Consider the following 12,795-nt stretch of genomic DNA (forward strand, 5'->3'; position numbering starts at 1 on the left):
CATGCAAATCCGTTTTCCGTGATTCACACCACAATGTTTCTTCCCTAAACTCCTCCACCATCACCATTCAGATGATCAAGAATCTTCTCAGCAAGAAACCAAAACACTATACAATTGAAAGACAGTCAAACCGCTTCTGACTAGGAGAAACACCGAAGAAAACTCTTCGTTTTTTCCTCCTCGCCGCGGCGACTCATACAACTATACAGATGCCGAAATGGGTCTGCAACCCGAAATAGGGTGAAGTAGACCACAAACAGGGCCTTGAAAGGGTCCCAAACACCCTCACAAACATCAAAATGCCTAGTCAGTGCGTTTTATGGGTGCTAAAAAATCTTTAAAAAACTTCCAAAAACCTTAAAAATCTGCGAATTCCCCTTTCGGGAGCCCCAAAACAGGGTCGAAAGGCGCCCAAAGCCCTCGCCAACAAAGACAAACCAAGAAACCCCAGAGCCAGAGGGCAGCAGAGCGATACAAGAAGAGCCCCTCCTGACGGAGGGGCTCTGTGTATATAGGGAATGTATATAGGGAACAGAAAAGGAGGGGCACTCCCCCACCGAACATTCAGTAATGAATACTTCAGTAGAGAAGAACCCCTCCCCCTCTATGTATAGAGAAAGTCAGAAGAGACTAGACCAGCTCTACAGCACCCTGGTTCTTCTTGCCACGGCGAACCATCGCAAAACGACCGTGCAGCAGATCATCCTTAGAAATAGCTGCGTCCTCGCCCTGAACCTTCACGCCGTTCACCGAAGCGCCACCCTCCTTCAGAATGCGACGAGCCTCAGAGTTAGACTTCGCAAAGCCCAGCTCAGTCAGAACAGAAATCATGTCCAGACGGTCCTCAGACAGCTTCGCCGAAGGAAGCTCAGCAACCACAGACTCCAAGGTAGCCTCATCCAGAGCAGCGAAATCGCCCTTACCGAACAGAGCCTCCGAAGCAGCCACAGCCTGATCGGTAGCCTCAGTACCGTGAACCAGCGAAGTCACCAGGTACGCCAGAGTCTTCTGAGCCTCACGCTTAAACGGCTCCTTCTCAACCTTCTCAGCAAACTCAGCAATCTCAGCACGAGTCAAGAAAGTAAAGACCTTCAGGCGATCCACCACATCCGCATCCGCTGTGTTCAGCCAGAACTGGTAGAAAGCGTAGGGCGAGCACATCTGCGGGTTCAGCCAAATAGCGTTACCCTCGCTCTTACCGAACTTAGTGCCATCAGAGTTAGTAATCAGCGGAGTACCAATAGCGTGAACGCTCTTACCCTCCACCTTACGAATCAGCTCAGTACCGCTCGTCAGGTTACCCCACTGATCAGAACCACCGGTCTGCAGAGTACAACCGAAACGACGGTTCAGCTCCAAGAAGTCCAGGCCCTGCAGAATCTGGTACGAGAACTCGGTGTACGAAATGCCCTCATCAGAGTTCAGGCGCTTCGCAACAATCTCCTTCTTTACCATGGTGCCCACGCGGAAATGCTTACCAACATCGCGCAGCAGCTGCAGAGCAGACATCTGACCGCTCCAGTCCAGGTTATTCACCATACGGGCAGCGTTCTCACCCTCGAACGACAGGAAACGCTCAATCTGAGCGCGCAGAGACTTAACCCACTCAGCAACAACCTCAGGAGAGTTCAGCACACGCTCAGAAGTCTGACGCGGATCACCAATCAAACCGGTGAAACCACCCACCAGACCCAGCGGCTTGTGACCAGCCAGCTGCAGACGACGCATCACCAGCAGCTGCACCAAGTGACCCAGGTGCAAAGAAGCCGCAGTCGGATCATAACCCGTATAGAAAGTCAGGCTCTCCTCGCTCAGCGCCTTCTCCAGAGCAGCCTCATCAGTGCTCACGTGCACCAGGCCGCGCCACTTCAGCTCCTGCCAAATATTCTCGAAGGTATCGTCATTATGCTGCGCGTTGAGGATCTCGGCAGACATGCTTCTCCCATTCACAAGGTAACAACGCCCGAAGGCGCTCGAACAAAATATGTAACAAGCCTAGCACCGCACCGGCACAAACGCTCAGAAAAACCCAAGCGAGCGCCCAAACCGGTACGGCACCGGCTCAAAGAAATAATAGAAAGGTGCTACAGAGCCACGAAGACTACAGGCCCGCAGGCATCCGCGAACCCACCATGTGCAGACGCTGAGTCGGACGAGTCATCGACACGTACAAGTCACCCACAGCACCATCAGCATCATCAATCAGCTGCTGCGGCTCAACAATCACCACAACATCAAACTCCAGGCCCTTAGCCTCCCACGGAGTCAGAACCAGCACCTGATTCTCCAAAGCCGTCTGCGCGGTACCCGTACGGTCAGCATGAGCACGAGCAACAGCCTGAGCCGTCTGAACATACAGGCTCGGCGGGCACACCACACCAATCAGAGCGCCACCCGAATGAGCGACCTCCTCGCTGACCACAGACACGGTCTGCTCCACGACAGACTCGGCGGCAACCTCATGCACCAGCGGAGGCCACTTGCCCTCACGCACCGCACGAGGCGCAGACACCTCATAACCGGCAGCCTGAGCAACCGACACCGCTGCCTCAGCAATCTGAGCCGGAGTACGGTAATTAATCGTCAGCTCATCCAGAGTGAAACGCTCACCCACAAACGGCGCCAACGCCTGCGACCACGACGAAGCAGCCGCAGCAGAAGAAGCCTGAGCAATATCGCCCACAATCGTGAAGGACTTCATCGGGCAACGACGCATCAGCAGACGCCACTGCATGGGCGAGAGCTCCTGAGCCTCATCCACCACAATATGGCCATACGCCCACGTACGATCAGCAGAAGCCGCAGCCGCAGCCGTCATACGCTCGCCACGAACCTCATTCATCATCGCAATCTGCTCAGGAGTAATCACGCCATCAGCGCCAATATCCTCCAGCGACTGGTGAACATTCTCCAGCGCCTTCGCAGCGTTCTCAAGGTTCGCGCGATGCTCCGCCGCAGCACGAGCCGCCGCAGCCGCACCGGTCACCTTCGAAAAATCACCCAGAAGCTCAGCGGCCTCATCCAGCAGCGGAACATCCGCCTCAGTGAAAGGAGCCTCCGCCGGACGAGCCAGCAGAGCACGCTCAGCCTTCGACAGCTCACGGGTCGCAGACTCCAAGTAATGCGGCTTCGAGAACAGCGAGCGCAACAGAGTCTCCGGCGACAGCGGCATCCACACCAGGTTCAGGGCGCGGCGCACATCCATCGAAGCACGCACATCATCCTGCAGGTACGGACGCTCCACCACACGACCCGCCGCACGGTTCAGCTGATCATCCAGCTTCGCGGTCAGCTCCTTCAACAGAATCTTCACGAACGTCTCACGAGCCTCATTATGCGGCTTGCCGGTCGAACGAGCACGAGAACGAGCCGAACGAACCATCTCCGGAGTCAGCTCAACATCAGTACCCTCAACATTCAGACGCTGAACCTGAGCCGGCACCTTCTGACGATCCGCAACCGCACGCTTAATAACCTTCACCATGCGCAAATCGCCCTTCAGCGCCGCAACCGCACGATCCTTCTCAGGCACAGCACGCAGACCCGGGTACAGGGTCGCCAACGAAGACATCACCACGCCGGTCTCGCCCAGCGACGGAAGCACACGCTCGATGTACCACATGAACGAATTCGACGGACCAACCACCAGCACGCCAGCCTTCGACAGGCGCTCACGGTTCGTGTACAGCAGATACGCCGCACGATGCAGCGCCACAGCGGTCTTACCGGTACCGGGACCACCCTGCACCACGCGCACACCCGGCAGCTCCGAGCGGATAATCGCATCCTGCTCAGCCTGAATCGTCGCCACAATATCGCCCATGCGGCCGGTACGCTTCTTATTCAGCGCCGCCAACAGAGCACCCTCACCGTGGAGGGTGTTCTCATCCTGCAGCATCTCCGAATCGAAGACCTCATCCTCAATATTTACGACAGTGCGGCCCTCAAGCATCAGGTGACGGCGGCGGCGCACACCCATCGAGTGGAAAGCAGTCGCCTGATAGAACGTACCCGCCTCCGGGGCACGCCAGTCCATCAGCAGACGCTGCTGATTGCTATCCGTAATACCAATACGACCGATATAACGCACCGCATCAGCGCCCTCACGGTCCATATCCAAACGACCAAACGTCAGACGAGAATCCACAGCATTCAGCTGCGCCAAACGATCCTCATAGTGAGTAGCAAAAGAGTCACGCTCCGAACGGTTCTGATGACCGCCCACCGCCTGATTCTTACGCACAGCAGCCAGCTTCTCAGCCGTCTCCTCACGGAGCTCATCCAGGCGAGCATACACGCGAGCAACATACTCACGTTCCGCAGCCATCTGCTCAGCAAACAGCTTCTCAGCCGCCGAAGAATCAGCAGACTGCTGGGGTAAAGATTCAGATGACACGTATGCTCCTTAAACCTATGGTGTCTCAAAGACAGGGCGCGACAGGCACCCAAAAATACGGGTCACTATTTTACAGGACAGGCTCCGAAGGGTAGAAATATTACCCCCACAGAAAAGTGCCCCACCGGCTCAACCGGCAGGGCACCCCTCATCACTATCAGCTACACACCCAAAGGGCGGTAAGCCTCAAACTCTATAAAACTACTTCGACGGCAGCGGGTACTCAGACACCAAGCTCAGCGTCTCAAGACGGTAACCGTCCAGCGCCTCACGACCGCCCAGACCCTCCAGCTCCAGAAGAGCACCAACGCCGGCAACCTTCAGGTTCGCGCGCTCCACCAGCTTCGCGGCGGCAACCAGGGTACCGCCAGTTGCCAGCAGATCATCCAGCAGAAGAACACGAGTGCCCGGCGCGAAATCATTACAGTGAATCTCAATCGCCGCGCTACCGTACTCCAACGCATACTCCTCACGGTACGTCTCACGCGGAAGCTTACCCGCCTTACGAACCGTCATAATGCCGGTGCCGGTAGCGTACGCGAGCGCAGAAGCCAGCAAGAAACCGCGAGCCTCAACACCAGCCACCACATCAAACTGACCCTCAAAACGAGTAGCCAGCTCATCAATGCACGCCTTGAACACCTCAGCATTAGCGAAGAGAGTGGTCACATCGTAAAAGAGGATACCCTCGTGCGGGTAATTCGGAATCGTAGCGCAAGCAGTCGGAATCAACTGCTCAATAGGGGTTCGCGAAGCCTCAGAAGCGGGAACGCTCATGCTCTCTCTTTCGTGAAGGGGATAGCCCCGGAAAAAACGCCCGGGAACAATAACGCGGTAGAAGCCGCCTACAAAATTCTACCCTCTTCACCCGCTCTTGTCCTCAGATGAGAGATAAGAACCATCTGCCGGGATTAGCCCCGCTGAATCACAACCCGCAAGTCACGCTTAAGAATCTTGCCGGTCGGCCCCAGCGGCATGCTCTCCACCATCACGTAGCGGCGAGGATACTTATACGCCGCCAAACGAGTGCGCGCCAACGCATTCAACTCCGCCTGCAGCACACCCTCATCAGCACCCGGACGCGGCTTGACCACGGCGACAACCTCCTCGCCCACACGCTCATCCGGCACGCCCAACACAGCTACCGACTGCACCTGCTCATGGGTATAGAGAATATCCTCAATCTCACGCGGATACACCGAATAGCCGTTACGCAGAACCATGTCCTTAATACGGTCCACAATAAAAATATTGCCCTGCTCATCAACACGAGCAACGTCGCCGGTCGCAAACCACTCGCCGTCAAAAACCTCAGCAGTAGCCGCAGGATTATTCCAGTAGCCAGCCATCACATTCTCACCGCGCACCCACAGCTGACCGCTCACACCCGGCGCGCACTCGGAACCTTCCGGGCAACGCACCTGCACCTGCACGCCCGGCAACACACGACCCACCGAACCGAGCACCATGCCAAACTCCGCCTGATTAAACGAAACCACCGGCGAAGTCTCACTCAAACCGTAGCCCTCATACACCGGGCACTCAATCAGCGTTTTCAACGCAGAATGTACCGGCGCAGGCAGCGGCGAACCACCCGAAATACCGAAACGGATGCGACCACGCAGCGAGCGCGCACGCTCAGGCTCAGCCTCCAGCGCCGCCGCCAACGACACATACATGCTCGGGACCGCAGCCAACACCGACACCCCGGCACGCTCCATCAGATTCAGCGCGCCATCAGAGGTAAAACGAGGTAGCAAAGCCACCGTAGCCGACGCCGCAAACGCCGCGTTCATCGACACCGTCTGACCAAACGCATGGAACAGCGGAAGACCACCAAAAATGACGTCCTCAGCGGTGAAACCAAAAACGCTCACGCAGCTACGAGCATTCGAGAGGATATTCGCGTGAGTCAGCGTCGCCCCCTTAGGTTTGCCCGTCGTACCCGAAGTGTAGAGAATAATCGCCGGATCACTCGCCGCCACCGGGACAGGCTCTAGAACAGCAGCTGACAGCGCACTATCGGCAGGTGCATCAAAAGGAGCCACCGGTGAACCCTCTCCCCCGGTGAAAATCTCGCAACGAACCGAACCGTTCTTCACCGGCACCGTCGAGAGTGCCTCCGACGCCAGACGAGTACCCGCAAAAGCAAAAAGCACCTTCGCCCCGCTATCGCGCAGATGATACTCCAGCTCAGCGCCCGACAACAGCGGATTCAACGGAACACAAATCGCACCCGCAGCCACAATGCCGTAATACAACGCCGGCATCAACGCCACATTCGGCATAGACAACGCCACTCGGTCACCACGCTCAACACCGAGCGCCGCCACATGACGCTGGACCTGCGCAGCAGCAGAAGCCAACTGCGCGTAGCTCACCACCTGCATATCAGCAGAGTCAGAAGCCGGAATCGTCAAAGCCGCCTTAGCCCCAGAACCGGAAGCAGCCTCCGCCAAAAGGTAGGCAATATTGTTCGCTGAATCGTGCATTTCAGACATGATAGAAAACTCTCACCACAGAAAAATCGGTATATCTAGAAAAAGAGAAGCCGAGCTAGAAGCCCGCAAAAAGAGCCCGAAGACAGCAGAAGGGCGTACCTTCAACCGCTCCCCCGAAACATCAGAAGAACAGCGCAAGATACGCCCCAACTACTACTGAGCAGCAGACCAATCCAAGAAGCTCTCGGCAAGCGCAGCCCCACCATTGGGGTCACGAGTAATCACTATTACCGTATCGTCACCGGCAATAGTGCCCATAATCGCTTCAAGACCGCCCTGATCAATAGACGAAGCCAAGAACTGCGCAGCACCCGGAGGAGTACGCAGAACCGTAATATTCGCCGAACCCTCAGCGGTAATCAGCAGCTCCTTAAACAGGGAAATCATACGGGCATCAGGTGCAGTGCCGCCGCCACGACGAGCAGGGTAATTCGGCACAGCATAAATCAAGCCGGCGCCTTCATCACGGATGCGCTCAGCGCCAATTTCAACAAGATCGCGGGAAAGGGTCGCCTGAGTAACCTTCATACCATCATCGGTCAGGTACTGCGCCAGTTCAGCCTGGGAGCGGATACGTCGGGTCTGCAGCAATTCAACGATGCGTGCCTGACGCGCGATCTTGGTCGAGGGGAAAGGCATAATATCTCTTCTTCCTACGGTGCCAATCACGAATTCAGAACGGAGCTGCCCAACGGTGGCGCAGCGCAACATTCTTTACTACCCAAGATAATACATATGCACATAAATATGCGCATCAAATATGGATTATTCCAAGATATGGGGGAATTTTCAGGGTTTATCTCACCAGCTGTCACACTAAACGCCGCGAATGTAGCGTGTATCTACACATTCGGGCGCATAACCTCGCAATGAATGCATAGCGTGCAAGAACATTGTGGGCTGGCGCGTTGCGCCGGTCAAGAGACTTTCCGGTAGGCGAGCGCGAAAAAGGAGCCCGCCTCCAGCAACACCACGTGCGCCAGAAACAGGCTCCCTCAACAAAACGTCAACCGGCCAATCCTCAAGATTCAGAACGCCTAGCGCTCGTCCTCCACCAGACCGTCCAGGTCCTCATACTCGACATCGCGCGAACGGCGGTTCAGCCACACAGCAAAACCCATACCCAGCAGAAGCACCAGCACCGCACCAACAATACTTGCGATACCGGTAAAACGCTCAGCATTCACGCTGTCCTCAGTCACAGGCTTCAACGTGCCCTTCTCAGCGGTGTAGACGACCTCAAGGTTGCCGTCCTTTTCCACCAACAGGCCATCCACCTCACGCGGGAACTCCGAGGGAACATCACCAGTCTGCGAACCTCGGAACTCAATCGGAGCGCCCGAAGTCACCTGATACTTATCCTTCAGGTTCGACACATACGTCTTACCATTCAGCGCGTCATCAGCAGGCAGGTTGCCCTTATAACGAGCCACATTACCCTTCGTAATCAGGTCAGGAGTCAAATCCTGGTAGGTGCCCTGAATAACCCAGCTCTTACCGGCATACTCGGCGTTATTATTCACCGACGCAAAAGCACGGACACCCGCAATAGCCAAAACAATGGAAAGAATAACCGCAACAACAGCAGAAAGAACCGACAGCCAGTTCACGCCCGGACGGTCATCCAGCTCTTCCTCACTCATCGCGAAAAGAGAGGAGTTCTCTTCCTCGTCGTCGTAATCCTCGTACTCGTCGTACTCCTCATACTCAGAATCTTCATACTCAGAGTCATCGTATTGAGAATCCTCAAAGTAGGTTTCTTCGACCTCAGACTGCGACAGCTCATCCTGTTCGCGCGAGTTCTCTCGATTAGCCATTACTCTCTCCCTCACTTCATCTATCTTCTAGGGTACCCATAACCACATGAGTTCACCACTGAAAGCGCTTATCAACGCTTCATAAACCAGCCCAACAGGTAAACCCACCACGCAACGCCAAAAGCTACGGGGTGGGAGCCAACAACTCCCACCCCGTCAGCACTAGGCGTTACGCCATAGGGTTAGACCCGGTTAGACACGCGGTTCCGCACCCAGCTGCTCAACAGTCGCAGCCACAGCAGCCTCACGAGCAGCCGACGCCTCATCAGCAGTCAGCGTACGATCCGGTGCGCGGAAACGCAGAGCAAACGCCAAAGACTTCTTCGACTCATCAATACCGACACCGCGGTAATCATCAAAGACGCGGATGTCCTCCAGCAGCTCGCCAGCGCCCTCACGCAGAACACGCTCCACCTCAGAAGCAGGCAGATCGCGGTCCACCAGAAGCGCCACGTCCTGAGTAGCAGCCGGGAAAGTCAGCACCGGAGTAGCCTGACGCGCCTCAACACGACCAGCAAACAGCGCCGAGAAATCCAGCTCAAACGCGCAGGTACGCTCAGGCAGGTTCAGCTCCTGCAGAAGCTTCGGGTGCAGCTCACCAGCGAAACCAACACGCTCACCGGCAGCGTTCAGAACCTCAGCCACACGGCCCGGGTGGAATGCAGTATGCACACCGTTACGCATCTGAATCTCAGCCGAAACAGCGTCAGCGACCAGACGCACAGCGTCCAGGGCGTCACGCCAATCGTAAGCGCGCGGAGTAGCGCCGGGCATCACCTCATGCTCAGTACCTGCAAACAGGCCAGCAATGAAAGTGGGCTGATGCGGAATACCGGCATTCAAATCAGCCAGAACCTCATCCGAAGGACGAGCACCCAGCGGCGGAATAGACTCCGAACCCAGCTGCTCACCCGGGATGAACACGTGACCCGCCTCAAAAATAGCCAGGTTCTTGAAACCGCGAGACAGGTTACGCTTCAGAACCTCAACCAGGCCCGGCAGCAGCGAGCGGCGCATCCAGCCCTCAGCCGAAGAAATCGGGTTCTCCAGGCGAACCGAAGGAACCTCAGTCACCGGGTTCTCAGGGGTGCTCACCCACGGAGCCGACCACAGGTTGTTCGCATCAGCCGACACGAAGGGGTACGCGAAAACCTCAGTCAGGCCCGAAGCCGCCAGCGCGTTCAGCGCACGACGCTTACCCGCCTGCTCCGGAGTGTAACCGCGACCCGCAGGAGCCACCGGCAGAGTCGAGGGGATGTTCTCGTAACCGTCAATACGTGCGATTTCCTCGGTCAGGTCCTCCTTCGCACGCAGGTCAGTACGCCACGACGGGACAGTCACCGCGTAACCAGACTCGGTACGCTCCACCGAGCAGCCAATCTCACGCAGGCAAGACTCAATCTGCTCCGGCGAGTAATCCACGCCAATACGACCAGCAGTGTAATCAGCGGGCAGGTCAATCACGACCGGCTCGTAGCCCAGGGACACGTCGGTCACGCCCGGCTCAACCTGAGCGCCAGCCAGCTCAACCAGCAGCTCAACCGCACGCTGAGCGGCAGCAGCCTGAATCTGCGGATCCACGCCACGCTCAAAACGCTTCGAAGACTCAGAAATCAGCTTGTGACGGCGAGCAGTACGAGCCACCGACACCTCATCAAAACGAGCAGACTCCACCAGAATGCGGGTGGTCGAATCGGTCACCTCAGTCGAGGCGCCACCCATCACACCGGCAAGACCAATCACGCCGGAATCATCAGCAATGACAATATCCTCGGGATGCAGAGTACGCTCAACACCGTCCAGAGTCACCAGCTTCTCGCCAGCAGCGGCGCGACGCACCACAATCTCACCCTGAACCTTGTCAGCATCGTAGAAGTGCAGAGGCTGACCGGTCTCCAGCATCACGTAGTTCGAAATATCCACCGGCAGCGACAGCGAGCGCACACCCGCCAGACGCAGACGCGAAGACATCCAGGTCGGAACCGGCGCATCCGCCTTCACGTCCGACACCTCACGCATCACGAAACGAGTGCATGCGGGGTTACCGTGAATCGGAGCGTCATCACGCAGAGAAACCGGGTGACCGGACTCGTTCGCCTCCGGGGCGCGCTCGCCGTACGCCAGCACAAAATCCTCAAAGGAAGAACCGGTAGCGTGGCACCACTCGCGAGCGATACCGCGCAGAGAGAACGCGTAACCGCGGTCCGGAGTCACGTTCACCTCAGCAGCCTGATCGTACAGACCCAGCAGCTCCATCGCGTCGGTGCCGACCTCCGGGTCCAGGCCCAGAGTCGAAAGCACCAGAATGCCGCCGTGATCATCGCCAATACCCAGCTCACGGGTAGAGGCAATCATGCCAGCCGACTTATGACCATAGGTCTTACGGGCAGTAATCGCGAAACCACCGGGCAGAACAGCGCCGGGCAGGGTCACAACAACCTTGTCGCCGGGTACGAAATTGTGGGCACCACAAATAATGCCCTGAACGCCGGAAGGCTCAATGCCCTTACCGGTCAGAGTCTGCTCCTGACCCTCCGGAACCACACGCACCTGGCACCAGTTCACGGTCTTGCCGTTAGAGTGAGTCTCCGGCTCCATGGAGAGCACCTGACCAACCACAATCGGGCCGGACAGCTCATCAGAGGGGCGGTGAACGTCTTCTTCTTCCAGGCCAACCTTCACCAGGGTTGCCATCAAATCTTCAGCCGAAGCATCCTCAGCTACAGGCACGAACTCGCGCAGCCATGACAGGGGTACACGCATAATTTAGATCTCCATCCCGAACTGCTCAGAGAAACGGATGTCGCCTTCAACCATGTCATGCATGTCAGCGACGTTGTTACGGAACATGAGGGTACGTTCAATACCCATACCAAAAGCGAAGCCCGAGTACTCCTCAGGGTCAATACCCGCAGCACGCAGAACATTCGGGTTCACCATGCCGCAGCCGCCCCACTCAATCCACTGCGGGCCGCCCTTAGCGTTCGGGTGCCACAAATCCAGCTCAGCGGAAGGCTCAGTGAACGGGAAGAAGTTCGGGCGCAGGCGAATCTTAGCGTCCTCACCGAACATGGCGCGTGCCATGTACTCCAGGGTGCCCTTCAGGTCAGCCATGGTCAGGCCCTTATCCACGGCAAGGCCCTCAATCTGGTGGAAGACCGGGGTGTGGGTCGCGTCCAGCTCATCGGTGCGGTACACCTGACCCGGGCACACAATGTACAGCGGCAGATCACGCGAAAGCAGCGAGCGCATCTGCACCGGCGACGTGTGAGTGCGCAGCAGCAGGTGAGCGTTCTTCGGCTCAACGTAGAAAGTATCCTGCATTTCGCGTGCCGGGTGATCCGGTTTAATGTTCAGAGCGTCAAAGTTATACCACTCAGACTCCAGCTCCGGGCCGTCAGCAACCTCCCAGCCCATACCAACGAAGATATCGGTCAGACGCTCCTGCATCAGAGCAATCGGGTGGCGGCCGCCCAGGGAACGGCGAGGCGAAGCAGCAGAAACGTCCACAGCTTCCTCAGCCAGGATGCGAGCCTCACGCTCAGCCTCCAGCTCAGCGGTACGAGCCTCAATAGCCTCAGTCAGGGCTGCACGAGCCTGCCCCATCAGCTTACCCACCGGGCCCTTGTGCTGGTTCTGAAGATCACGCATCTGGCGGTTAGCGATGCTCATGATGCCCTTCTCACCGAAGAAGCTCAGGCGCACCTCCTTGAGGCTGTCAAAGTCCTTAGCCTTCTCGCGAATCTCCTGGCGGGCGCGCTCACGCTCAGCCTCAAAAGCCTCACGGATAGCGTCCAAACCGTTCTCGGGGTTCTCCTCCAGAACCTGCGCAATGCGGGCGAGAACCTGAGCCGGGCCGTTAAGACCCTCGTGTTCCTGCACGGAATCGGTCATTGTCACTCTTCTCTGCATACCACCGGCACTATACCGGCTGGCTCGTTATACACCTTAGGCAGCACCATCTGCTCTCCCCCGGCTACCCGCACAGGGTGCGGAGCAGGGTTGGCGACGGGCGCATATCCTATCCATTTTAGACCAGAGAACGAAGCGCAAACAGCAGAACGCCCGGATAGTCCATCCG

The 12,795-nt window shown here is 57.2% G+C and carries 8 protein-coding genes; all 8 read right to left on the reverse strand.

Features of this window, described 5'->3' with window-relative positions; genetic code table 11:
* Positions 1–630 precede the first annotated feature (630 nt).
* A complete protein-coding gene (gene tyrS, locus HMPREF2980_RS07895; protein WP_049350166.1) occupies positions 631–1,935 on the reverse strand; it encodes a tyrosine--tRNA ligase in 1,305 nt (434 codons plus the stop codon).
* A gap of 166 nt (positions 1,936–2,101) precedes the next feature.
* A complete protein-coding gene (locus HMPREF2980_RS07900) occupies positions 2,102–4,396 on the reverse strand; it encodes a HelD family protein (RefSeq protein ID WP_070691294.1) in 2,295 nt (764 codons plus the stop codon).
* A 201-nt stretch (positions 4,397–4,597) separates the two neighbouring features.
* A complete protein-coding gene (locus HMPREF2980_RS07905; protein ID WP_049350164.1) occupies positions 4,598–5,173 on the reverse strand; it encodes an adenine phosphoribosyltransferase in 576 nt (191 codons plus the stop codon).
* Positions 5,174–5,307: 134 nt separating this feature from the next.
* Positions 5,308–6,897, reverse strand: coding sequence for an AMP-binding protein (locus tag HMPREF2980_RS07910; protein ID WP_070691297.1), 1,590 nt, complete (start codon positions 6,895–6,897; stop codon positions 5,308–5,310).
* 153 nt (positions 6,898–7,050) lie between these two features.
* Positions 7,051–7,536 (reverse strand): arginine repressor, encoded by a 486-nt coding sequence (locus HMPREF2980_RS07915; RefSeq protein ID WP_049341759.1) that lies wholly within the window; start codon positions 7,534–7,536, stop codon positions 7,051–7,053.
* 398 nt (positions 7,537–7,934) lie between these two features.
* Positions 7,935–8,714 carry a hypothetical protein gene (locus HMPREF2980_RS07920; protein WP_070687941.1) on the reverse strand — a complete coding sequence of 260 codons (780 nt, stop codon included), beginning with the start codon at positions 8,712–8,714 and terminating at the stop codon, positions 7,935–7,937.
* 192 nt (positions 8,715–8,906) lie between these two features.
* Entirely contained in the window at positions 8,907–11,477 is a 2,571-nt protein-coding gene (pheT, locus tag HMPREF2980_RS07925; protein ID WP_070691298.1) for a phenylalanine--tRNA ligase subunit beta, read from the reverse strand.
* A 3-nt stretch (positions 11,478–11,480) separates the two neighbouring features.
* A complete protein-coding gene (pheS, locus tag HMPREF2980_RS07930; protein ID WP_070594156.1) occupies positions 11,481–12,608 on the reverse strand; it encodes a phenylalanine--tRNA ligase subunit alpha in 1,128 nt (375 codons plus the stop codon).
* Between the last annotated feature and the right edge of the window lie 187 nt (positions 12,609–12,795).

The organism is Rothia sp. HMSC076D04 (assembly GCF_001814645.1).
Lineage (GTDB): Bacteria > Actinomycetota > Actinomycetes > Actinomycetales > Micrococcaceae > Rothia > Rothia mucilaginosa.

Bases quoted from the DNA above. Each gene is read 5' to 3' on its own strand.
- tyrS (WP_049350166.1), bottom strand. From the start codon at position 1,935: ATGTCTGCCGAGATCCTCAACGCGCAGCATAATGACGATACCTTCGAG.
- HMPREF2980_RS07905 (WP_049350164.1), bottom strand. From the start codon at position 5,173: ATGAGCGTTCCCGCTTCTGAGGCTTCGCGAACCCCTATTGAGCAGTTG.
- HMPREF2980_RS07910 (WP_070691297.1), bottom strand. From the start codon at position 6,897: ATGTCTGAAATGCACGATTCAGCGAACAATATTGCCTACCTTTTGGCG.
- HMPREF2980_RS07915 (WP_049341759.1), bottom strand. From the start codon at position 7,536: ATGCCTTTCCCCTCGACCAAGATCGCGCGTCAGGCACGCATCGTTGAA.
- HMPREF2980_RS07920 (WP_070687941.1), bottom strand. From the start codon at position 8,714: ATGGCTAATCGAGAGAACTCGCGCGAACAGGATGAGCTGTCGCAGTCT.
- pheT (WP_070691298.1), bottom strand. From the start codon at position 11,477: ATGCGTGTACCCCTGTCATGGCTGCGCGAGTTCGTGCCTGTAGCTGAG.
- pheS (WP_070594156.1), bottom strand. From the start codon at position 12,608: ATGACCGATTCCGTGCAGGAACACGAGGGTCTTAACGGCCCGGCTCAG.